The following is a 22,371-nucleotide window of genomic DNA, read 5'->3' on the forward strand; positions in this document are numbered from 1 at the left end:
GATGCGTCACCGGTCGTGTTCAACCGGCTTGACCAGCCGGTCTATAGTCTTTTCAGGGGATTTCCAGAGGTTCTCCGGGAGTCCTCAGTACCAGCCCTTGGCCTGGGAGTGAGCCCACGCGCCGCAGGGCGAGCCGTAGCGGCCCTTGATGTAGTTCAGGCCCCATTCGATCTGGGTGGCCGGGTTGGTCTGCCAGTCGGAGCCCGCGCTGGCCATCTTGTGGCCGGGCAGCGACTGCGGGATGCCGTAGGCGCCGCTGGAGCGGTTCATCGCCCGCTCGTTCCAGCCGCTCTCCTTCATCCAGAGCTTCTCCAGGCAGCCCCACTGGTCGGCCCAGCCGCGCGCCTCCAGCATCTGCTTGCCCAGCGCCTTGTTCCCGGTCGGGTTGGCGCTTCCGGGCGGGAACTGCGTCGGGTCGAACCCACCCCCGCCGGGCGCCTCTTTGACGATCTTGATGGGGTCGAGGGGATCGCGCCCCTCACGCTTGCGCTTGAGCTCGTCGGCCTTGAACGCCTGGACCGCCTGGGCCTTGAGCGCGTCGGCCTCGGGGTCGGGGCCGAAGGGGTCGCCGCCGCCGCCGAACACCTTCGCCACATCACGGAGGGTGAGCGTGGTCTCGGTCGCCGCCGAGGCGTTCTGGACGGCGGTGTAGACGGTGAACCCGCCGCCCCCGACGACGACCGCCGCCGTCAGGCCGAGAACGGCGGCACGCTTGGGAGACAGCCGGCCCCGCTTCTTGACCGCGGGCGGCGCCTCTGCCGCGGGGGGCTTCCCGGTGGCGGCGGGTCTCCTGCCGGCACGGCGGGAGCTGGACGCCCTGCGCCCCCGGGAGGGGGAATTCCCCTGCTCGGGGGACGATCCTGAACTCACGACCTATGAGCTTGCCGTGAACCGGGGGGTGCTTCGCAACCGGAACGGGGAATTAGGTCGGCATCCAGGGGTGATGGCGTGCGACACGGAGTACTGATCCCCTGGTTAAAAGGACTTTTCCGACACTTGACCGAGCAATGTGATTTTCGTCACAACAGCACGACGGACCCTGCCCCCGCAGGCCCCTGTCCTCCGGGGGAGAGCCTTCACCAGGCTTTCCGACCACCGTGACGGCGGCGTGGCCCCTGTGTCACATTTTCATGACATAGCGGGTGTTATGAGGTGATAGAAGAATAATGACCAGGTGGCCGGCATTCTCCTCGTTGAAGACGATCCCTCGGTCCGCACCGCTCTTGAGCTGGCGCTGGCCCGTCAGGGGCACTCCGTCACCTCCTGCCCCACGGGCGAAGAGGCGCTGGACCATATCCGCTCCCGCCGGCCCGAGATCGCCATCCTCGACGTCATGCTGCCCGGAATCGACGGGGTCGAGGTCTGCCGCCGGATCCGCAAGATGGACCAGCTCCCGGTGATCCTCCTCACCGCCCGGGGGGACGACCTCGACGTGGTCGTGGGCCTGGAGGCCGGAGCCGACGACTACGTGGTCAAGCCGGTCGAACCCCGTGTGCTGGACGCCCGGATCCGCGCGGTCCTGCGCCGGGTGGAGTCCGTCGTCTCCGACCGCATCACCTTCGGCGACCTGGTCGTGGACCGCGGTGCGCTGAAGGTCTCGCTGGCCGGCAGGGAGATCCACCTGACCCCCACCGAGCTCCGGCTCCTGCTGGAGCTGGTCCGCCACCCCGGCCAGGTGCTCAACCGCAGATACCTGCTGCGGGCCGTCTGGGACCACACCCACGCCGCGGACTCGCGGCTGGTGGACGCCTGCGTGCAGCGGATCCGCGCCAAGATAGAGCCGGTGCCGGCCGAGCCGGAGTTCATCCACACGGTGCGCGGGTTCGGCTACCGCTTCAGCCCGCCGTGAAGCCCTGCGAGACCGCGACGAGGCCGCTGTGAGGCCGCTGTGAGGCCGCTGTGAGGCCGCTGTGAGGCCGCGATGAGGCGCCTCTACGCCAGCCTGCGCGGGCGCCTGGTCATCGCCTTCACCCTGATCGCCGTCGCGGCCTCGGCTCTGGTCGCGGGGATCGGTTACGAGCTCGTCAAGCAGCGGGTGATGGAACGCGCGGAACAGGACGCCCTGGCGGACGTGCGGGCCACCCTGGAGGGCACCCGGGTGCCCATCGGCGCGTTGTGGCCGGGGGACAGCCCGCCGACCGACATGGAGATCACCGTCCTGCAGAAGAGCCTGCGGCCGCAGAACGGGGCCGTGGTGGTCCGGTACGAGGAGTATCTGTACCCCGACGGCGACTTCGCCATGGGCGACGTCCCCCCCGACCTCCGGGCGCGGGCCGCCGACCGTACGGTCTCCAAGCGCGAGCGGCTGCACGGCCGGATGTGGCTGGTGATCGGCACCCCCGTGTGGCGGGTCGAGCCCATCCACCTGCCGCAGCCCACCGGAATGAGCGTCTTCGTGTTCGCCCCCCTCGACGCGGAGGAACAGCTCCTGAGCGGCATGCGCAGGTCGCTGGCCACCGCCGGGACCATCATGCTGGTCGTCGCGCTCGCCGTGGCGCTGGTCTCGGCCCAGGGGGTGCTGCTCCCGGTCCGCCGGCTGGGCTCGGCCGCCAGGGCGCTCGGCGCCGGGCACCTGGACACCCGGCTCCCCGTCCACGGCCAGGACGAGCTGGCCGAGCTCACCGCGACCTTCAACGACACCGCCGCCGCGCTGGAGCGCAGCGTGTCGGAGCTGCGGGCGCTGGAGGCGATGTCCCGCCGGTTCGTGGCCGACGTCTCCCACGAGCTGCGGACTCCGCTGACCGCGATGACGGCGGTGACCGACATGTTGTCGGAGGAGGCCGACCGGCTGCCCCGGGAGTCGGCCGCGGCCGTACGGCTGGTGCTGCGCGAGATCGAGCGGTTGCGCACCATGGTGGAGCAGCTCATCGAGGCGAGCCGGTTCGACTCGGGCACGGCCACCCTGAGCCTGGAGGCCGTGAACGTCGCCGACGCGATCCAGGACTGCCTGGAGATGCGCGGATGGTCGGAGAAGGTGGAGGTGAAGGCTCTGCGGGGGCTGGCCTTCACCCTCGATCCCCGGCGCTTCGACGTCATCCTCGCCAACCTGGTCGGCAACGCCCTGCGGCACGGCGAGCCGCCCGTCGTCGTGACCGCCCGCGTCACGCCCCACGGTCTGGAGGTGAAGGTGCGCGACCACGGCAAGGGCATCCCCCCGGGGGACCTGCCCCACGTGTTCAACCGCTTCTACAAAGCCGGCACCGGCGGTGACGGCAGCGGGCTCGGACTGTCCATCGCCCGCTCCAACGCCCAGCTGCACGGCGGCACGATCTCGGTGCGCCGGCAGGAGCCGGGCACGCTCTTCACGGTCTGGCTCCCCCCGGTATGAGAAGGATCGCCTGCCTGCTCGCCGCCCTCGTCCTGCTCGCCGGGTGCGGCGTCACGCCCACCGAGGTGATGGACCGGGGACGCCCTCCGGTGATCAGCTACAGCCCGGCACGGGTGACCGTCTACCTGGTCCGCGACGGACGGCTGGAGCCCGTCCAGATCCCGGTGATCTCCGACTCCGCCAAGAACATCGTCACCACGCTGTTCCGCGCCGGGCGGCAGCCGCCGAGACCGGGGCTGACGAGCGAGCTGAACCGGTTCAGCCACTACGACAGCAAGACCACCCGCTACAGCGACGTCTCCCAGCGGGACGATCCGGCGGGGGACCTGGGGTACCGGCTGAACGTGGTCATCTCCGGCGAGGGCCGGCTCTCCCGGCTGGGCCTCGCCCAGATCACCTGCACGGTCCGGCAGAACAAGCAGGAGAGCATCTGGAGCGTCGAGATCACCCGGCTTTTCCCCGGGGTTCCGGAGTCGCTGGGCGAGCACAACTGCTTCGACTTCCGCGACCTGGCCGCCGAGGGAGTACGGCTCCCGCCGTGATCCCCCGGCGGCCCCGGGGTCACATCGTCACGTCCTCCAGCATCTCGGTGACCAGCGCGGCGATCGGCGAGCGCTCCGAGCGGGTCAGCGTGACGTGCGCGAACAGCGGGTGGCCCTTGAGCTTCTCCACCACCGCGACCACGCCGTCGTGCCGGCCCACCCGCAGGTTGTCGCGCTGGGCGATGTCGTGGGTGAGCACGACCCGGGAGTTGGCGCCGATCCGGCTCAGCACGGTGAGCAGCACCCCCCGCTCCAGCGACTGGGCCTCATCGACGATCACGAAGGCGTCGTGGAGCGAGCGCCCCCGGATGTGGGTGAGCGGGAGCACCTCCAGCATGCCCCGGTCGATGACCTCCTCGATCACCTCGGGCGTGGTGATGGCGCCCAGGGTGTCGTAGACGGCCTGGGCCCAGGGGCCCATCTTCTCGTTCTCGGTGCCGGGCAGGTAGCCGAGTTCCTGACCGCCCACGGCGTACAGCGGGCGGAAGACGATGACCTTGCGGTGCTGGCGGCGCTCCAGCACCGCCTCCAGACCGGCGCAGAGCGCGAGCGCGGACTTGCCGGTGCCGGCCCGGCCGCCCATCGAGACGATGCCGACCTCGGGGTCCATCAGGAGGTCCAGGGCGATGCGCTGCTCGGCGGAGCGGCCGTGCAGGCCGAACACCTCGCGGTCGCCGCGGACCAGCCGCACGGACTTGTCCGGCATCACGCGGCCCAGCGCCGACCCCCGGCTGGACAGCAGCCGCAGGCCGGTGTGGGTCGGCAGGTCGCGCGCCTCGGCCAGTTCCACGCTGCCGCGGTCGAAGAGCGTCTCGATGTCCTCGTCGGGCACCTGGAGCTCGTCCATCCCGGTCCAGCCGGACTCCACGACGAGCTCGGCCCGGTACTCCTCCGCGGCGAGCCCGATGGACGCGGCCTTGATCCGCATCGGGAGGTCCTTGGACACGAGAACCACGTCGAGTCCCTCCGCGGCCAGGGAGCGCGCGACGGTCAGGATGCGGGTGTCGTTGTCGCCGAGCCGGAAGCCGGCGGGCAGGATGGACGGGTCGCTGTGGTTGAGCTCGACCCTGACGGTGCCGTCGCCGATCGGCATGGGCTCGTCCAGACGTCCGTGTGTCACCCTCAGGTCGTCGAGGTGCCGCAGCGCCTTGCGCGCGAAGTAGCCGAGCTCGGGGTGGTGCCGCTTGGCCTCCAGCTCGGTGATGACGACGATCGGGAGGACGACCTCGTGCTCGGCGAAGCGGCTTATGGCCGCGGGATCCGCCAGGAGGACCGAGGTGTCCAGGACGTACGTACGCCGACCGGCGACCGACGACGTGGATGAGGACGAAGGGTGTGCCACGCGTTCTCCCCCGGGCGCCGTGGGCGCCCTGCCATGAGCTGGGATGCGGACCGGACCCGGGCCCACGCTCGCGACGCGCCGAGCAGGGACCGGAGACCGGCCCTTCTTCGCGGGTCGTGACGCAAAGGCGGGCCCTCTCCGGAGTAGGCGGGGTTTATCCGCCTACCTCTTACGGTACGTCCTGAATTCCCCCATTCCAATGGGATAAGCCTGACCGAAAGGGGGTGTTCACGTTGCGTTTCAGGTGCCGTACCGACGGTGCCGCGCGGCGTACGAGCGGAGCGCCCGCAGAAAGTCGACCCTGCGGAAGTCAGGCCAGTAGGCCTCGCAGAAGTAGAACTCGGAGTGGGCGCTCTGCCAGAGCAGGAAGCCGGACAGCCGCTGCTCCCCCGAGGTCCGGATGACGAGATCCGGGTCGGGCTGGCCGCGCGTGTAGAGATGCTCCGCGATGTGCTCCACATCGAGGACCTCGACCAGGTCCTCGATGGTCGCCCCCTTGCTGGCGTGCTCCAGGAGGAGGGAGCGCACCGCATCAGCGATCTCACGCCTTCCTCCATACCCAACCGCAACGTTCACAATCAAACCGGGACGGTGCGCTGTGGCTTCTTTTGCATTTTTCAGGACATGTGCCGTGTGATCCGGCAGAAGATCGAGTGCCCCCATCGGCTTGATGTGCCAGCCGGCGTCCACGAGCTCCTGGACCACGTCCTCAATGATCTTCATGAGGGGTTCGAGCTCGTCCTTGGAGCGGTTGATGTTGTCGCTGGACAGCAGCCAGACCGTGACGACCTCGACGCCCGCCTCCCGGCACCAGCAGACGAGTTCGGAGATCTTGTCGGCGCCCTTGCGGTGGCCCCGGCTGACGTCCTCGATGCCCATGGCCCGGGCCCAGCGGCGGTTGCCGTCGACGATCACACCGACGTGACGGGGGACCATGTCCCGCTCCCGGGACAGCTTCGCCTCAAGCCGCCGTTCGTACAGCCGGTAGACGAGATCACGCACGCCCATGTGGAGTCCCTCCCCTCAACGCCCGCCGTCGAGGGCGCTGACAGGCAATTATCGCCGCCCGGCGGACCCCTCGGCCCCCTCTGGGGATTCTTCCGGAGAAGACGGACTTTTCGGTCCGGCTATTCCCTCGCCCGACCTCCCCGGCCGCACGGCTCTGCCCGCCCGGTCACACCCGGCACGAGCCGGTCACCGCCCTCGGAGGCGGACCCACCACCGGGGCCGCGGGACCGGCTCCGGGACCGGGACCGGCTCGGGAGCCGGGTCGAGAGCCGGGTCTCCGGCGATCCGCCCCGCCGCCCTGAGCGCCTCGGCGAAGTCCCGCGCGTCGGCCCGGGATCCCCCGGGCGGCTTGGGCCGGCCCCTGGCATAGGCGGCGAACTCGGCCGCGAAGTCACCGCCGAGGGCCCTGACCAGGTCGGGCCGGAGCCGGGCCACCTGACCCCGCCGTTTGGCGATCAGGCTGGAGGCCTGGATCCGCAGCCGTTCCCCGTCGAACCCGGCGGGCGTCTCCCCGCCCGCCACCAGGGCGGCCAGCAGCTCGGCCTGCGCCCTGGCCAGCGCGTCCCGCGCTCCGGGATCGGGCGGGGGGCCGGGAGAGGAGCCGGAGGCGGGCTGCGGACCGTTTTCAGACACGCGCCATCGCCCCGCGGATCCGGCCCAGCTCGGTCTCCAGCGCCTCGTCGCTGGGATAGTCGTCGTCCCATTCCAGCAGCACGCCGGGCGGGTCCACCCGGGCGCACAGCTCCGACAGGATGTCGAGGACATCGTCGGGGACGCGGGCGGTGTGGGTGTCGTGCCAGACGCCGCCGTGCGAGTGGCCGCCGGCGACGTGGACGTAGGCCAGCTCCGACAGCGGCAGGCCGTCCAGCGCCTCGACGGCGGACAGACCCAGGTTGACCTGGTTGGTGTAGAGGTTGGCCACGTCGATCAGGAGCTTCACCCCGGTCGCGGCGACCAGCTCACCGAGGAACTGCGCCTCCGTCATCTCGTCCTCGGGCCAGCCGAACAGCGCCGCCACGTTCTCCAGGGCCAGCGGGACGTCGAGCGCGTCCTGCGCCCGCCGTACGTTCTCGATCACCACTCCGAGCGCCTGGCGGGTGCGCGGCACGGGGAGCAGGTGACCGGCCTCCAGCCCGCCCGCGCGGACGAAGGCCAGGTGCTCGCTGACCAGCGGCGCGCCCAGCGCCCCGGCGCACGCCGCCAGGTGCGCCAGCCGGGCCGGGTCCGGCGGCTCCGCGCCGCCCACCCCCAGGCCGACCCCGTGCGGGATCACCGGCACGCCGCGTGCGCGCAGCACCCGCAGCGACTCCGGGAGCCGGTCGGGACGGATGTTCTCCGCGATGACCTCGACGAACCCGATGTCGGGCAGCCGCTCCACGGTGAGGTCGATCTCCGGCCGCCAGCCGATGCCGACGCCCAGGCGTTCAGTCACCCCGCCTCCCCCGCAGCTCGCTCCACCCCCGCCTGTCCGGTCATCCGCCGCCGCACCCTCCGCCGCAGCCACCACCGCCGCCGCAGCTCGATCCGCCACCGCCCGAGTCACCGCCCGAACCGCCGCCGGAGTCGCCGCCCCAGCCGCCGGAGCCGAAGTCCCCGCTGCCGTAGGAGAGACCGTCGCCGGAACCGCCCGATCCGCCGCCGCAGGAGCCGCCCACCGAGCTGGTGGCCTGGTCGCGGCGCTCCAGTTCCGCGGACAGGGCCGGGTCGCCGAGCTCGCCGAGGCCGTACAGGGCGACGGGCGCGCCCACGGCGAAGGCCAGGTCGCCGGTGACGGGACGGGCTCCGCGGACGTGGACGAGCCGGGCGGAGTTGAGCACGTCGTGCCCGGCCTTGCTGAGCGCGTCGCGCAGGGCCCGCTTCTGCCTGCGGTAGGAGAGCAGCCCGATCAGCGCAGAGAGGGCGCCGCCCAGCATCGCGACGACGGCCAGGCCGCTGGACAGCCCGATGACGAGCGTGCCGACGGTGAAGAGCACCGCGAGCACCGAGACGGTCAGCAACCGGCTCAGCCGGTTCTGCGCCCCGGCCAGGGCCCCGTCGGGCACCAGCAGGCCCATGCTGAGCAGGCGGTAGCGCAGGCCGTTCATGGCCGCGCTGTCGGCCACCGTACGGCGCAGCTCCCCGGCCGGGCAGGTGCCCGAGCGGGCGGCGAGGGCGTCGAGGACGGCCTGCTCGATCGGGTCCGGGGACGGCGGCGCCCCGGCGATGAGGGAGAGCTGGCCGCCCCGGGCGACCCGGATGCCGCCGCCCCTGGCCAGCATGCCGAGCGCGGTGTTGATCGTACGGAGCGGCCCGCCGGCCAGATAGGCCAGCTCGTAGGGGCTGAGCGGGCCGCCGCGATGGCCGGCGGCGGCGTTGCGGACCCTGCGGTACTCGGTGCTCACAGCCGTCGCCGTGGTGGTGACCACCACGAGGAGGATCACCGCGATGACGACCAGGACGATGTCCATGCCCACCTCCGGGGAACGCCGGGGGCCCGTGCCCCCTTCGCCAGATAGACGTACGGGAGGGCACGGAAGTTGCGACCTGTGTCACGGTCCAACAAGGCCCGCGACCAGGGTACGCAGCCGGGACGCCACCTTGAACCGCCACGGACCAGCCTTTATCAGCTTGTATCAGCGTAAAGACCCTGGAGACGCCGGGACCCCGCCCTCGCGCGGTGCGAGGACGGGGTCCCGGTACGGCCGTCAGCCCAGGCGGTCGACCAGGGCGTTGTACTCGTCCCAGAGCTCCTTGGGGAGGTGGTCGCCGAAGGTCTCGAAGAAGGCCGGGATCAGCGCCGCCTCCTCCTTCCAGACCTCGGTGTCCACGCTGAGCAGGGTCTTCAGGTCCTCGGCGGGCATGTCGAGGCCGTCGGTGTCCAGCTCGGCCGGGAGCAGGCCGATCGGCGTCCGGACGGCCTCCGCCTCGCCGTTGAGACGCTCCACGATCCACTTGAGGACGCGGCTGTTCTCACCGAAGCCGGGCCAGATGAACTTCCCGTCGGCGTTCTTGCGGAACCAGTTCACGTAGTAGACGCGCGGCAGCTTCGCGCCCTCGCGCTGACCGATCTTGATCCAGTGGGCGAAGTAGTCGCCCATGTTGTAGCCGCAGAACGGGAGCATCGCGAAGGGGTCGCGGCGCAGCTCGCCGACCGTGCCCTCGGCGGCGGCGGTCTTCTCCGAGGCGATGTTCGCCCCGATGAAGACGCCGTGGTTCCAGCTCAGCGCCTCGGTGACGAGCGGGACCGCGGTGGCGCGGCGGCCGCCGAAGAGGATCGCGGAGATCGGCACGCCCTTGGGGTCCTGCCACTCGGGGGCGATCGTCGGGCACTGCCCGGCGGGCACCGCGAAGCGGGCGTTGGGGTGGGCGGCGGGCTCGTCGCTGCCCGGGGTCCAGTCGCGGCCCTTCCAGTCGGTCAGGTGCGCCGGGGGCTCCTCGGTGAGGCCCTCCCACCACACGTCGCCGTCGTCGGTGAGGGCGACGTTGGTGAAGACGCTGTTGCCCCAGAGCGTCCTGATCGCGTTGGCGTTGGTGGACTCGCCGGTGCCGGGCGCGACGCCGAAGAAGCCGGCCTCGGGGTTGATGGCGTACAGGCGGCCGTCCTCGCCGAAGCGCATCCAGGCGATGTCGTCGCCGATCGTCTCGACCTTCCAGCCGGGGATGGTCGGCTGGAGCATGGCCAGGTTGGTCTTGCCGCACGCCGACGGGAAGGCCGCCGCGACGTAGCGGGTCTCCCCGCTCGGCGGGGTGAGCTTGAGGATGAGCATGTGCTCGGCCAGCCAGCCCTCGTCGCGGGCCATGGTGCTGGCGATGCGCAGCGCGTAGCACTTCTTGCCGAGCAGGGCGTTGCCGCCGTAGCCGGAGCCGTACGACCAGATCTCGCGGGTCTCGGGGAAGTGGCTGATGTACTTGGTCGGGTTGCACGGCCAGGGCACGTCGGCCTGACCGGGCTCCAGCGGGGCGCCGACCGAGTGCACGGCCTTGACGAAGTCGCCGCGCTCCTCGATGAGCCGCAGGGCGCTCTCGCCCATCCTGGTCATGATCCGCATCGACACGGCCACGTACGGCGAGTCGGTGATCTCGACGCCGAGCTGGGAGATCTCACCGCCGAGCGGGCCCATGCAGAACGGGACGACGTACATGGTCCGCCCGCGCATGGACCCGGCGAAGATCTCGGCGAAGGTCGCGCGCATCTCGGCGGGGGCGATCCAGTTGTTGGTCGGGCCCGCGTCCTCCTCCTTCTCGGAGCAGATGTAGGTGCGGTCCTCGACGCGGGCGACGTCGCTCGGGTCGGAGGCGGCGTAGAAGCTGTTCTGCCGCTTGCTCAGCCGTTTGAAGGTGCCCTGCTCGACCAGCAGGTTCGTCAGGCGCGTCCACTCGGCCTCGGAGCCGTCGCACCATTCGATCCTGTCGGGCCGGGTGAGCTCGGCGATCTCCCTGACCCATGCCGCGAGTCCCTCGTGGGTGGTCGGGGTGGAGGTGGATACGTCAACGGTTGCGGTCACTGTGGCAGCTCCTCACGCTTCTCAGGGCCAAATCATCATTGACGACGAAACCGGACTTAATCCAATTGGCGTAGACCAGTGAATGCGTCCGGCCGGGCGTCGTAACGACCCCGGTCCGCACCCTGTCATCGGGCGTATGCCCTGGCAGAGACCGTGGTGTTCGGAGAGACCTACCCAGAGGAGAGGAGTTTAAAGAAAGCGTTTCCGGCAGTGGTATAGGCCAATGACGGAGGTCTAAACCATTATTCAAAGTGGTTCAGACCAATTTCTCGCCGGTTTCCCCTGTCCAGCGTCAGGAACTCAGGTCGGGCCCGGAGGCGCGGACCCGGTCGACCTGCTGCAGCGCGTCGCGCAGGTCGGCCAGCCAGGTGTCGGTGTGGGCGCCCACCAGGCGCACGCACCAGGCGAGCGCGTCGCTGCGGCTGCGGGCCACCCCGGCGGCCACCAGAGTGTCCAGCACCCGGCGCTCCTGCTGCCGCAACCTCGTCATAACGGGAACCGACAGTGTGGTGAACATCACCGTCCGGTCACCCACCCGCACCCCCCAGGACACCTTCCGCCGGAAGCGGTGCTCCGCCTCCCGGGCGATCTCGATGCGCCGTTCCCGGGTCTCCTCGCGGAAGCGCTGCACCCCGCCCTCCACGGCGGCGGCCCGCTCCACCTCCGAGGCGTCCTGCGCCGAGGCCGGCGGCCGGAGCGTGCCGATCACCGAGATCTCCTCACGGTCGAGCACGATCTCCGGCGGGCCTTCGAACCACTCCTCGGGCAGCCGGCCGGAGAACCAGCCACGGAGTTTCTCACGTGCTTCTTCATTTTCCATGTAATGAAGATTACAACTCCTTGACTCACCGGACCAGGTTGCTCCGAGGACAGATGTCAGTTCCGCATCGGAGACGCGCCGGAGAGGGGCGACAATCTGCAGATGGACTCTCCACCGCACGCCGAGGGGCTGCGTGAACGCAAGAAGGCCAGAACCCGGCGGACGATCCAGGAACACGCCCTGCGCCTGTTCGCCGAGCAGGGCTACGAGGCGACGACGGTGGAGCAGATCGCCGAGGCCGCCGAGATCTCGCCCAGCACGTTCTTCCGCTACTTCCCCGCCAAGGAGGACGTGGTCCTCCCGGACGACTACGACGCGCTCGTGACGGCCCTGCTGGCCGCCCAGCCCGCGGACCTGGAACCGGTGCCGGCGCTGCGCGCCACGATGCGCGGGGCGTTCGGGCGGATCTCCGCGGAGGAGGAACGGAGGATCCTCGCCCGCGCCGAGCTCCAGCTCGGCCATCCCGCGCTGCGCGCCAGGACCGTCGACACCCTCATCGGCACCATCGACATGCTCGCCGCGGGCGTCGCCGGACGCCTGGGCCGGGACGCGGCGGACCCGCTCGGCCGCACGGTCGCCGGAGCCGTCGTCGGCGCCCTGGTCCCGGCGCTGTTCTCCTGGGTGGCCGGCGGCGGCGCCCGGCGCCTGGCCGACGTGGCCGACGAGGCCCTCGCCCTCCTGGAGTCCGGTCTGCGCCCCTGACGGCCCGCGCCCCTGACGGTCGGGCCCCCGAATCCCGCCGGCTTCCGCCGACGCCGGCCGGCGACGCCGGGCTACCGCACCCGGGCGGCGATCTGGGGGCTGATCCGGACGGCTCCGGCGAAGTTCTTCGTGGTGACGGGGACGAGCTTGACCACGTCGCCGGTCCGCGGGGCGTGCAGCATCTTCCCGCCGCCCCAGTAGATCGCCACATGGGAGACGTAACCGGGGTTGGTCGGGTCGTGGCGCCAGAACAGCAGGTCACCCGGCTGGGCCTGGTCGAGGGGGATCTGCGGGCCCGACACGAACTGCTGGTGCGTCACGCGGGGCACCCTGACGCCCGCCTGGGCGTAGGCCCACTGCACCAGGCCCGAGCAGTCGAAGGTGTCCGGTCCCTCGGCGCCCCACACGTACGGGCGGCCGAGCTTGCCGATCGCCGCCGTGAGCGCGGCCCGCACCTGGTCGGCGGTCATGAACGCCTCCACCGGCCAGACCTTGCGCGGGGACGGCGCGAAGACCGGGTTGACCGTGGCGACCTGGCTGCCCCTGGGCAGGACCTTCAGCAGGGCGGCACGGAGCCTGGCCGTGTCGGCCCCCGGGGCGCTGATCACCAGCGCGTTGTCCTCGGGGATCCCGAGGGCGCGCGCGGTCGTGCGGGAGACCACGGCGTCGATCGCGCCCATGCCCATCGTCGCGTAGGCGCCCACCCGCAGGGCGTGCCCGGGGGCGGTGACGGTCTTGCCCAGCGTCATCCCCCCGTCGTTGCCGAGGACGAAGGAGACCGCGATCTCTCCGCTCGCCAGGCTGTTCCAGAGCCTGTCGGAGGTCGCGGTGGGCCGGGGGGTGTAGGCGCGGAACGTGGAGGGGTCGACCCCCAGCGTCTGCACCCGCTTGCCGTCCAGGACCACCTCGGCCGCGTCGGCGCGCTCGATCGCGCGGACCCCGGCGACCCGGGCGACCTTCGCCACCGCGGCCGAGCTCAGCGGCCGGTGCGCGACCACGAAGAGGTGCGGTTTACGGATCACGGTCAGCGGCGCGACGGGCTGCGGGGCCGGCTCGGCGGACGCCTGGACCGGCGGCCGGACGGGCTCCCCCGCCGCGTCGCTCCCCGCCCCCGGCTCTCCTGTCCTCGGCTCTCCTGTCCTCGGCTCTCCGGTCGCGGGCCTGGTCAGGGCGACGTTCTCCCGGTTCTCCCGGCTCCCCCGGTCCTGCTCCGGCGGCAGCTGGGCCAGGACCATCAGGTCGGCGGCGAGGACCGCGACGAGAAGGACGGCGATGACCGGGACCGCCCGGGCCGCCATACGGGTGGAGCGGTGGCCGTACCGGATCCGGGGCCGGTAGGCGAAGTCCTGGCGGATCTGGCGGATCAGACCGGGGCCGCGCGCCCGCCGATCGAACACCTCAGTCCCCCTTCCGCCCGTGGGCCGTGAGGAATCCCGCACCACGGGGCCGCCGTACATCGGAGCTTGCCGTACATCGCCCCCGGGCGCATGCGAACCCACCGAAAAGCGGTCCACTCGTGACACTACGAAGAGGCCCGGAGAACACTACGGAGAGACCCCGGAGACACGGCGATCCGCCGGGACACAGTCCCAGCGGATCATCTGTTTCCGTCTCGCGGGGCACGACGCGTGTGCGCGCCGGGTGGGTCAGTTACCCCCGTTGTACGGCACCGCCTCAAGGATCTCCACGGTGTTGGAGCGGCCGTTCGGCATCGTGTAGGTGGCCTTCTCGCCCACCTTCTTGCCGTTGATGGCCGCGCCCAGCGGGGACTTCGGCGAGTAGACGTCGATCGGCGCGCCGCTCTCCTCCCGGGAGGCCAGCAGGAACGCGACCTCCTCCTCGTCACCCTCGAAACGGACGGTGACGGTCATGCCGGGCCCGACGACGCCCTCGGTGCGCGGCGCCTCTCCGACCTTGGCCGTGTCGAGGATCTGGCGGAGGTGGAAGATGCGGGCCTCCATCTTGCCCTGCTCGTCCTTGGCGGCGTGGTAGCCGCCGTTCTCCCGGAGGTCGCCCTCCTCGCGGGCCGCCTCGATCTTCTTCGCGATGTCCACGCGCCCCGGCCCCGAGAGGTATTCGAACTCCGCCTTCAGGCGGTCGTACGCCTCCTGAGTGAGCCAGGTGACGCTCTCGTTCTGGGAGTCGGCCACGGGTTCTCCTTGCTTCCTCTGTGGGGCTTCGTGCTGGGTAGCGGACGGTCGAATCTCGACAGGCTAGCAAGTTAACGGCTCGAACGCTTCCCCAAATGTCTCACTATACGAGATAGCAGTACTCCACGTCGCTGGAAGTGGCCTGGGCACTGGTCTCTATCCGTTCGGTTAGCCGGACATATCCCTCACCAGCCGGAATATCCACATCGCGGCCTCCGACTTCGATGTGGTTGACGTCCATGGCGTGCAGCCGGCAACGGGCCGCGCGGTCGGCGGACTTGACGACCTCGAAGGTGATCTGGACGTGGTCGGGCCGGGCGAGGTCGAAGGCCACGACCTGGCTGATGACCTCGGTGTCGCCTTTGGCCGCCCACATGATGTAGCCCCAGCCGCCGGCCAGCACCGCGCAGAGGATCGCGATCACGCCGTGGACCACGAAGCGCCCCCTGCGCTGCGGGCGGTCGGGGAAATCACCGGGGGTGCCGAGCACGGGACCCTCGAATCGGCCCTGCTCGGCCTCACTGGTGGCCATGGCGGAATCTCCCTGCACTTCTCCGGCGTTATCCGAGACAATTGTCCCGCGCGGGGGCCTCGCCCCCGTCACCGCCTTAGAGAAACTAACCTCTTCCTGGAGTGATCCACACCAACCAGGGAGCGGAGCTACCGGAGCTCGTTCCGCGGACGGCGCCCAGAGCGGCCACCCGTGGAACCGGGCGAGGGTCAAGCGCGACCGTCACAGAGGAGACACCGAGCCCGTGAGTGCACCGCTGAGGCTGATGGCCGTTCACGCGCACCCCGACGACGAGTCCAGCAAGGGCGCCGCCACGATGGCGCGCTACGTGGCCGAAGGCGTGGACGTGCTCGTGTGCACCCTTACCGGAGGGGAACGGGGCTCGATCCTGAACCCCAAGATGGACCGCCCCGAGATCCTTGCGAACATCGCCGAGGTCCGGCGGCTGGAGATGGAGCGCGCGCGCGAGATCCTCGGCGTCGGGCAGCGTTTCCTCGGCTTCGTCGACTCCGGCCTCCCCGAGGACGAGAGCGAGCCGCTGCCCGAGGGGTGCTTCGCCCTGCAGCCGCTGGAGGTCGCCGCGGCGCCCCTGGTGGCGGCGGTGCGCGAGTTCCGGCCGCACGTCATCCTGACCTACGACGACGACGGCGGCTACCCGCACCCGGACCACATCATGACCAACCGCGTCTCGGTGGAGGCGTTCGAGGCGGCCGGCGACCCCGACCGCTATCCCGGGGCGGGCGAACCCTGGCAGCCGCTGAAGCTCTACTACCACATGGGGTTCACCAAGGAGCGTTTCGAGGCGCTGCACGAGGCCATGACCGCGCGCGGCATCGGCTCGCCGTACGCCGACTGGATCGCCCGCTGGGAGGACCGCCCGCAGAAGTGGGAGGTGACCACCCGCGTCCCCTGCGGCGAGTACTTCGAGACCCGCGACAAGGCCCTGCTCGCGCACGCCACCCAGGTGGACCCGGACGGGTTCTGGTTCGTCTGCCCCTGCGACCTGCAGCGCGAGATCTGGCCGACCGAGGACTACCACCTGGCCCGCTCACTCGTGGACACCGAGCTTCCCGAGGACGACCTGTTCGCCGGCATCCACGCCGACGAGGTGTCGCACGCCTGCTCCTGACACGACCATGAGGGGGCGGTGGCAGACTTGAGCTGTGATTGCATTCGACACCGTCCCCAAAGGCGACGTCAGCCCGGGCCTGATCGGGTTCCTCGTCGTGGCGGCCCTGGGATTCGCGCTCTTCCTCCTCATCAAGTCCATGAAGCGGCAGATCTCGAAGATCGAGGTCCCCTCCGAGGCGGAGCTGCGCAAGGTCCCGGCCCAGGCCGAGCAGCGTACGCCGGAGGGCGGCGACCGGCCGAGCTGACCCTCAGTCCGAGGACGACCAGGCCCGCTCCAGGGCCCGGGGCAGCCCCCAGTGCCCCAGCGGGGTCAGGACCTCGCTCTTGTCGACGATCCCCAGTGACGCCCACAGCGGCGTCACCGAACCGAACAACATCTCGGCGGCCTCCAGATCCTCCGGGTCGTCCAGGTCCACGTCGATGTCGTCGGACTCGGCGATCAACCGGGCGATCCGCTCCGGCGAGGCCAGCACCCCCGGGCCACGCCGTGCCAGGGCGGCGACCACCGCCAGCCAGTCCGCGTGGTGGATGGCGCACAGCGCGGCCAGCACCGAGTCCTCATGGCTGAGCTCAGCCTCCAGGTCGGCGAACTCCTCCAGCGTGTCGTCCTCCTCCGGCAGGTCGGAGACCGGCCCGGCGATACCCGCCACGACGGACAACCAGAGATCCTCGTCGTCCTCGGGCAGCGGCTGCCCCTCGTATCCGGCGCACGCCCGCAGCACGTTCCCGGGATATCCGGGCGCGGCCAGCATCTCGCGCAGCTGCGCGCACGCGGCCCGCAGCTCCCGGGAGGGCCGCGCCGGCTCGGGCAGCTCCGCCAGGATGCGCCGCAGCTCGGCGAGGGCGTAGGCCTCCTCCTCGTCCCAGGCGGCGAACATCTCCTCGTCCTGCTCGTCGCTCACCACCGTCCTGGGGATCCGGCCGTCGGGCAGCGGGGTGCCGAGCCAGCGCTCCTGCAGCTCCTCGTAGGTCTCACGGGCGTTCCCGTCCCGGCGGGCGAGGGCGTCCGGATCGATCTCACCCGCGGCGACCCGCTCCTCCAGGTGGGCGACCAGCCGGCGGTACATCTCCTCGGCGACCGGACCCCGCTCGTCCTCCTCCGGCCAGACGAAGAAGCTCCGGGTGAGCAGCAGCGGCTCGGTCCCGGTCGACTCCAGCCACCACTGCACGTCGCCCACCGTCGCGTTCCCCGCCTCTATCGCGCTGAGCGTCGCCTTGGCGGACTCCCAGAAGGCCACGGACAGCGGGTTGCCCGCCGCGAACAGAGCGCGCCGCAGGTCGGGAAGGGCCACCAGGGCGACCCCCGAGGGCACGGCGAGAAGGGCACGCGCCACATCGCGCCGCGTCAGCTCGGCGGCCGGACGATCGGAGTACGCGCAGACGAAGTCGAGATCCACGCTCCGTGAGCCTACGCCTCCCCCGGGGTCCGCGGGAGATGGCGGGCACCCCGACCACCCGACGGGCAAACTCCCGGTACGGAAATCCACAAAACGGGAAACATCTTCAGGGTCGGACAACGGGGAGGTCGGCCTTGACGGCACTGGTGCACACGCCGGACGGAAGGATACTCGGGGTCGAGGAGAGCGGAGTGCCGGACGGGAAACCGATCTTCCTGCTGCACGGCACCCCCGGCAGCAGGATCGGGCCGTCGCCGCGCCCCACGATCCTCTACCGCATGGGAATCCGGCTGATCACCTACGACCGGCCGGGATACGGGCTCTCCGACCGGCTCGCGGGCAGGAGCGTCGCCGACGTGGCGGCCGACGTGGCGGCGGTGGCCGACGCCCTCGGGATCGGGCGCTTCGCGGTGACCGGCCGCTCAGGCGGCGCGCCGCACGCGCTGGCCTGCGCGGCGCTGATGCCGGAGCGGATCACCCGGCTGGCCGCGCTGGTCCCACTGGCCCCGCGCTGCGCCGAGGGGCTCGACTGGTTCGAGGGCATGTCGCGGTCGAACGTGATCGAGTACACTGCGGCGGCCCGGGACCCGGTCGCGCTCACCGCCCTGCTGACCGGCGTCGTCGACCAGGTCAGGGCCGACCCGACCAGGCTGGTCCCGGCGTTCGACACCGAGCTCCCCGAACCCGACCGGCACGTCGTCGCCGACTTCGGGATCCGGCGGATGCTGGCCATGAACTTCGCCGAGGCACTCCGGCAGTCCGCGGGCGGCTGGGTGGACGACGCCGTCGCCTTCAGCGGGCCGTGGGGCTTCGACCCGGCCGCCATCTCCGTGCCGACCCTGCTCTGGCACGGGGACGAGGACGTCTTCTCCCCCGTCGGCCACGCCCGCTGGCTGGGGCAGCGGATCCCGGACGCCACAGTGATCATTCAGGAGGGCGCCGCCCACTTCGGCTCACTGCGCGTCCTTCCCGACATCCTGAGCTGGCTCGCCGACGGGTGACCCGGCCCTCGCCGGGGACCGCTCCACTCCGGCCGGAGCAGAGCGGTCCCCGGCCGCCGGAACGGCGTCAGAACGGCTGAGGTTCGAGGTCGCGGTTGATCCGCCGCCACTGCCGCAGGTGGGCCAGCGTGGGATGATCCTCACCCAGCACGCGGGCCTTGACCGCCAGCACCCGCTCCCGCAGCCGCTCCGCCTGCGCCGTACGGTCCGACGCGCGCAACGTGATCGACAGGTTGGCCTCACACGTGAGCGTGTCCGGATGCTCCGGGCCGAGCGTGTCCCGCAGCGCGTCGAGCGTGCGGCGCTCCAGCGCCTCCGCCTCCGTCGTCCTTCCCTCGTCGGCCATGCAGTTGGCCAGGTTGATCGCCGCGGACAGGGTGAAGGGGTGGGTCTCGCCGAGCCGGTCGGACAGGCCGCGCAGCACCTCCCCGGCCTGTCCCGCCGCCCGGCTCACCTCTCCGGTGCCGCGCAGGTAGATCGCCAGGTTGTTGCGGGCGATCAGGGTGCCCGGATGGGTCTCACCGAGACTCTCCCAGTAGATGCGCACGATGGCCGCGGCGCGGTCGCGGGCCCCCTCCTTGTCGTTCAGGGCCGACTCGCAGCAGGCCAGCTCAAGAGTGGCGGCCAGCGCGTCGGGGGTGCCGGGGTAGCGCAGCCGGTAGCGCTCCTCGGTGTCCTTGGCCAGCTGCCAGGCCTCGTCCTGGTCGCCTGCCCGGCGCAGGGAGACCGCCAGGCTCTTGGCCGTCCTGAGGGTGTCGACGAAGTTCTCCCCCAGGGTCTCCCTGTAGTGCTGGAACGTACTCTTGAGGATCTCCACCGACTCGCGGTAGTTCCCGAGCTCGCGCAGATCCCGGGCGAGCTGGGAGGCGGAGTAGAGCGTGTAGGGGTGGATGGGGCCGAGCACCCGGCTACGCCGCCGGAAGGTCTCCTCGTCCAGCTCGCGGGCGTTGCGGCTGTCGCCGACGAGCCGGTAGGACAGCGCGAGGTTGTGCGCGGCCGCGAGGGTCCGCGGGTGGTCCTCGCCGTACAGCGTCTTCCACCGGTCGAAGGTCACCCGGTCCATCTCCAGCGACCTGGTGTAGTTCCCCAGGCCGCGCAGGTCGGCGGCGAGACCTCCGGCGGTCATGAGCGTGTGCGGGTGCCGCTCGCCGACGACCCTGCGCTGCATGTCCCTGACCCACTCGTCCAGGTCGTGGGCCTCCTGGTACTTGCCCTGGGAACGCTTGACGTTGGCCACGTTGAACAGCAGGTGCAGGCGCTGGCGGTCCTCGACGCCGAACTTCTCCTCCCAGTAGTTGGCCAGGAGGTCGCCCAGCACCAGCGCGCTGTCGAAGTCGCCCCGCTTCCACAGGTAGCGCACCCGGTCCGTGAGGAGCTGCCGGGTCTCCTCCTCCACGCACTCGGTCGCGCGGGACGGCTGCAGGTGCTGCCAGATGAGGTCGTAGCGGGTCCAGTTCTCCGGGTCGTCCACCTCGCCCTGACGCGGCCTGGCGCCCACCAGGATGGTGTGCACCTCGTGGCAGGCCTCCTCCTGCTCCTCCCGCGTCATCTGGCTGCGGATGACGGACTGCACCAGCCGGTGCACCTGGATCGTGTTGTTCCCCTGGTCCACCCGGCCCAGCGCGAACCTGCCGATCTCCTGGATCACCTGGCCGAGCACGAGCTTCTCGCGCAGGGAGTCGTCGTACGGCAGGAGCGAGCGGATCATCTCGTCGCTGTAGAGCAGGGACATCGAGATCGGCTCGGGGGCGAAGAACGCGCACAGCTGCAGCAGCCGCACCGCCGCGGGCGAGTTCTCCCGGAGCTTGCTCAGCGACAGGTTCCAGGTGACCGCCACGGGGTGGGGGTAGTCGGCCGGCTGCCGCATCGACAACACCCGGGCGGTCTCCGACTCCAGCTGCTCCACGAACGTGGCCGCGGGCATGCCGGTCTCGGCGAGCCACGCCGCGGCCTGCTCCACCGCGATCGGCAGGTGGCCCAGGGCCGCGGCCACCTCCAGCGCGTCCTCCGCCGCCAGCCCGGGGACCCGGCGGCTCAGGTGCTCCAGGCTCTCCTCCCGGCTGAAGACGTCGACCTCCAGCGGGGCGGCCACGCTCGACCAGGCCTGGTTCCGCGAGGTGATCACCACGTGGCCGGTGCCGCCGGGGAAGAAGTCCCGCAGGTCGTCGGGGTCGCCGGCGTTGTCGAAGATCAGCAACCAGCGGGAGTGCGGGCTCCCCAGCCGCAGCGCCTCCCGCACCGCCCCCACGACCTCGGCGATGTTCTCCCCGACCCGGATGTCGAGTTCGCGGGCCAGCTCCTCGAAGGAGGAGTTGATCCGCTCGCGGTCCTCGGAGGGCACCCACCAGACCAGGTCGTAGTCGGCCTTGAAGCGGTGGGCGTACTCCAGCGCGACCTGCGTCTTGCCCACGCCGCCCAGGCCGTACAGCGCCTGCGGCAGCACCACCGCCGTGCTGCCGCCCGTCAGGTGCTTGCGGAGGGTCTCCAGCACGGTGCCGCGGCCGGTGAAGGCGGCGTTGCGGGTGGAGACGTTCCACACCCGGGGCTCGCTGCCCGGGAAGCGCGCGCCCACGGCGGACAGATCCGCCGCCGCCAGCGCCTCGTTCCCGCCGAAGGCCTTCAGCAGGGTCTCGGCGGCAGGGCGTTCACCGAGCCTGGTCAGGTCGCTCAGCGCCCGGTCCCCGAACGGCGGCGGGAAGCGGGACTCCGTGACCCGCACCGGGACCAGCTCGCCCCGGCCCGCCGCCTCCACGGCCGCCGCCTGCGTCCACACCTCCAGCGCCCGGGGGGCGCGCACGTAGGCGTCGGAGAGCACCACCAGGGTCCGGGGGGCGTCCCCGTCGGCGTCCGCGGCCTCGTCCACGTCGACGCCGCGCAACATGACCCGGTAGCCCTGGCGGTCGAGGACCGCCGCGATCCAGTCCGCCCACATCCGGTCCTCGTGCGCGTAGCTGACGTGCACGTCGGTCTGGAGCGCCGGGTGCCGCCGGACGAACATCTCCAGGTGGCGGAGCCGTACGGACTCCTCCATGCGCGGGAACGCGGAGACCTCGCCGTTGGTGATCACCGCGGTGAGCCGCTCGAAGGCGGCCAGCAGCGAACCCGGGCGCGCCGCGTCGTCGCCGAAGGTCGAGAGGATCTCCTCGAAGGCGTAGAAGGGCGTGTAGGGAATCTCGACCGCGCCCCAGTACTCGTCCGCCTCCTCCGTCGTCATGCCCCTGGGGAAGCCCTCGAACTTGCGGCGCGCCAGCGCCCGCCCGACGTCGCACCGTTCCTTCTCGCCCATGTCGATGCGCATGGGGACGGGAAGGATCCTGATGTTGCGGTCGCGGTAGCGCTCGCTGATGTCCCTGGCCATCTGCGAGGCTCCGTCGATGCCCTGGTTGGCCAGCGTGAAGCAGTCGACCAGGACGTCGGGCATCTGGACCGTGCAGATCCCCGCGATGTCGCTGGTGCCGGTGCGGCTGTCGATGAGGATGTAGTCGTAGCAGGCCTTCATGTCGGCGCGCAGCGCGTCGAAGAACTGGCCGCCGCCCTGCCGGTCGTAGAAGTTGTCCCAGTTGAACCCGGACACCGGCGAGGAGTAGTCGCGGTTGACCCGGCCGGGTGAGAGGTAGTCGAGGCTGCCGCCGTCGGGGAACTCCCAGTCGAGGGAGATCGCGTGCTTCTCCGCCTTGGCGTACTCCTTGTGCCAGTCGCCGGGGCGGGGCTCGTTGCGCATCGCGGCCCACTGGTAGTCCGCGATCAGGTCGATGACGCCCGCCGTGGTGGCGGCCACCCCCGGCGCGAGGAACGGGTTGAAGAACTTGTGCAGGCCCGGGGACTCCAGGTCCCAGTCCACCACGAGCACCCTCTTGCCGGCGCTGGCGAGGATCCACGCGGTGTTGGCCAGCGCCATGGTGCGCCCGGTACCGCCCTTGTATGAGTAGAAGGTGATGACCTGTCCTTCGCTCAT

Annotated in this window: 20 protein-coding genes; 7 read left to right on the forward strand and 13 right to left on the reverse strand. The window is 71.0% G+C overall.

Annotated elements, in window-relative coordinates; translation table 11 throughout:
- Positions 1–84 precede the first annotated feature (84 nt).
- Positions 85–870, reverse strand: a complete 786-nt coding sequence (locus tag IEZ08_RS39520) for an aggregation-promoting factor C-terminal-like domain-containing protein (protein ID WP_229803078.1) — start codon at positions 868–870, stop codon at positions 85–87.
- A 304-nt stretch (positions 871–1,174) separates the two neighbouring features.
- On the opposite strand from IEZ08_RS39520, the gene IEZ08_RS12920 reads away from it, so the two are divergent.
- The 3 genes from IEZ08_RS12920 to IEZ08_RS12930 all read left to right on the forward strand — a co-directional run bounded on the left by IEZ08_RS12920 (position 1,175) and on the right by IEZ08_RS12930 (position 3,870).
- Positions 1,175–1,849 carry a response regulator gene (locus IEZ08_RS12920; RefSeq protein ID WP_068927170.1) on the forward strand — a complete coding sequence of 225 codons (675 nt, stop codon included), beginning with the start codon at positions 1,175–1,177 and terminating at the stop codon, positions 1,847–1,849.
- A 72-nt stretch (positions 1,850–1,921) separates the two neighbouring features.
- Complete coding sequence (locus IEZ08_RS12925; protein WP_068927172.1) at positions 1,922–3,328, forward strand: ATP-binding protein; 1,407 nt, start codon at positions 1,922–1,924, stop codon at positions 3,326–3,328.
- Complete coding sequence (locus IEZ08_RS12930; RefSeq protein ID WP_068927174.1) at positions 3,325–3,870, forward strand: hypothetical protein; 546 nt, start codon at positions 3,325–3,327, stop codon at positions 3,868–3,870. The genes IEZ08_RS12925 and IEZ08_RS12930 overlap by 4 nt, the downstream gene beginning before the upstream one ends.
- A gap of 19 nt (positions 3,871–3,889) precedes the next feature.
- On the opposite strand, the gene phoH2 is transcribed toward IEZ08_RS12930, so the two are convergent.
- The 7 genes from phoH2 to abmR all read right to left on the reverse strand — a co-directional run bounded on the left by phoH2 (position 3,890) and on the right by abmR (position 11,524).
- Positions 3,890–5,212: an RNA 5'-3' helicase PhoH2 gene (gene phoH2, locus IEZ08_RS12935; protein WP_068927176.1), complete on the reverse strand. Its 1,323-nt coding sequence runs from the start codon at positions 5,210–5,212 to the stop codon at positions 3,890–3,892.
- 240 nt (positions 5,213–5,452) lie between these two features.
- Entirely contained in the window at positions 5,453–6,220 is a 768-nt protein-coding gene (locus IEZ08_RS12940; RefSeq protein WP_068927178.1) for an isoprenyl transferase, read from the reverse strand.
- 186 nt (positions 6,221–6,406) lie between these two features.
- Positions 6,407–6,853 carry an SCO6045 C-terminal-like domain-containing protein gene (locus IEZ08_RS12945; RefSeq protein ID WP_068927180.1) on the reverse strand — a complete coding sequence of 149 codons (447 nt, stop codon included), beginning with the start codon at positions 6,851–6,853 and terminating at the stop codon, positions 6,407–6,409.
- Positions 6,846–7,652 carry an MbnB/TglH/ChrH family RiPP precursor modification enzyme gene (locus IEZ08_RS12950; RefSeq protein WP_189242199.1) on the reverse strand — a complete coding sequence of 269 codons (807 nt, stop codon included), beginning with the start codon at positions 7,650–7,652 and terminating at the stop codon, positions 6,846–6,848. Before IEZ08_RS12950 ends, IEZ08_RS12945 begins: the two co-directional genes overlap by 8 nt.
- A gap of 40 nt (positions 7,653–7,692) precedes the next feature.
- Positions 7,693–8,667 carry a TIGR04222 domain-containing membrane protein gene (locus tag IEZ08_RS12955; RefSeq protein WP_068927184.1) on the reverse strand — a complete coding sequence of 325 codons (975 nt, stop codon included), beginning with the start codon at positions 8,665–8,667 and terminating at the stop codon, positions 7,693–7,695.
- Between the two features lie 237 nt (positions 8,668–8,904).
- A complete protein-coding gene (locus IEZ08_RS12960) occupies positions 8,905–10,704 on the reverse strand; it encodes a phosphoenolpyruvate carboxykinase (GTP) (protein ID WP_068927186.1) in 1,800 nt (599 codons plus the stop codon).
- A gap of 292 nt (positions 10,705–10,996) precedes the next feature.
- On the reverse strand, positions 10,997–11,524 hold the full coding sequence (gene abmR / locus IEZ08_RS12965; RefSeq protein ID WP_068927188.1) for an ATP-binding transcription factor AbmR: 528 nt from the start codon (positions 11,522–11,524) through the stop codon (positions 10,997–10,999).
- A 102-nt stretch (positions 11,525–11,626) separates the two neighbouring features.
- Here abmR and IEZ08_RS12970 point away from each other — a divergent pair, with 102 nt between their 5' ends.
- Positions 11,627–12,226: an acyl-CoA-like ligand-binding transcription factor gene (locus IEZ08_RS12970; protein ID WP_068927190.1), complete on the forward strand. Its 600-nt coding sequence runs from the start codon at positions 11,627–11,629 to the stop codon at positions 12,224–12,226.
- 71 nt (positions 12,227–12,297) lie between these two features.
- Here IEZ08_RS12970 and IEZ08_RS12975 read toward each other — a convergent pair whose 3' ends face one another.
- The 3 genes from IEZ08_RS12975 to IEZ08_RS12985 all read right to left on the reverse strand — a co-directional run bounded on the left by IEZ08_RS12975 (position 12,298) and on the right by IEZ08_RS12985 (position 14,908).
- Entirely contained in the window at positions 12,298–13,623 is a 1,326-nt protein-coding gene (locus tag IEZ08_RS12975) for a C40 family peptidase (RefSeq protein WP_229803079.1), read from the reverse strand.
- A gap of 249 nt (positions 13,624–13,872) precedes the next feature.
- Entirely contained in the window at positions 13,873–14,376 is a 504-nt protein-coding gene (greA, locus tag IEZ08_RS12980) for a transcription elongation factor GreA (protein WP_068927194.1), read from the reverse strand.
- A 103-nt stretch (positions 14,377–14,479) separates the two neighbouring features.
- The gene (locus tag IEZ08_RS12985) at positions 14,480–14,908 is read right to left on the reverse strand and encodes a DUF4307 domain-containing protein (RefSeq protein WP_068927196.1); all 429 of its coding nucleotides are present in this window, start codon (positions 14,906–14,908) and stop codon (positions 14,480–14,482) included.
- A gap of 223 nt (positions 14,909–15,131) precedes the next feature.
- On the opposite strand from IEZ08_RS12985, the gene mca reads away from it, so the two are divergent.
- Both mca and IEZ08_RS12995 read left to right on the forward strand, forming a co-directional pair.
- The gene (gene mca, locus IEZ08_RS12990; protein WP_068927198.1) at positions 15,132–16,016 is read left to right on the forward strand and encodes a mycothiol conjugate amidase Mca; all 885 of its coding nucleotides are present in this window, start codon (positions 15,132–15,134) and stop codon (positions 16,014–16,016) included.
- Between the two features lie 34 nt (positions 16,017–16,050).
- On the forward strand, positions 16,051–16,263 hold the full coding sequence (locus IEZ08_RS12995) for a hypothetical protein (protein WP_068927201.1): 213 nt from the start codon (positions 16,051–16,053) through the stop codon (positions 16,261–16,263).
- A 3-nt stretch (positions 16,264–16,266) separates the two neighbouring features.
- Here the strand turns inward: IEZ08_RS12995 and IEZ08_RS13000 are convergent, their stop codons facing one another.
- Complete coding sequence (locus IEZ08_RS13000) at positions 16,267–17,415, reverse strand: hypothetical protein (protein WP_068927203.1); 1,149 nt, start codon at positions 17,413–17,415, stop codon at positions 16,267–16,269.
- A gap of 134 nt (positions 17,416–17,549) precedes the next feature.
- Between IEZ08_RS13000 and IEZ08_RS13005 the strand changes: the two genes are divergently transcribed.
- Complete coding sequence (locus IEZ08_RS13005; RefSeq protein WP_176728610.1) at positions 17,550–18,416, forward strand: alpha/beta fold hydrolase; 867 nt, start codon at positions 17,550–17,552, stop codon at positions 18,414–18,416.
- Between the two features lie 67 nt (positions 18,417–18,483).
- On the opposite strand, the gene fxsT is transcribed toward IEZ08_RS13005, so the two are convergent.
- Positions 18,484–22,371: an FxSxx-COOH system tetratricopeptide repeat protein gene (gene fxsT, locus IEZ08_RS13010; RefSeq protein ID WP_084780708.1), complete on the reverse strand. Its 3,888-nt coding sequence runs from the start codon at positions 22,369–22,371 to the stop codon at positions 18,484–18,486.

This window comes from Planobispora rosea, assembly GCF_014648175.1.
In the GTDB taxonomy this organism is placed as follows: Bacteria; Actinomycetota; Actinomycetes; order Streptosporangiales; family Streptosporangiaceae; genus Planobispora; species Planobispora rosea.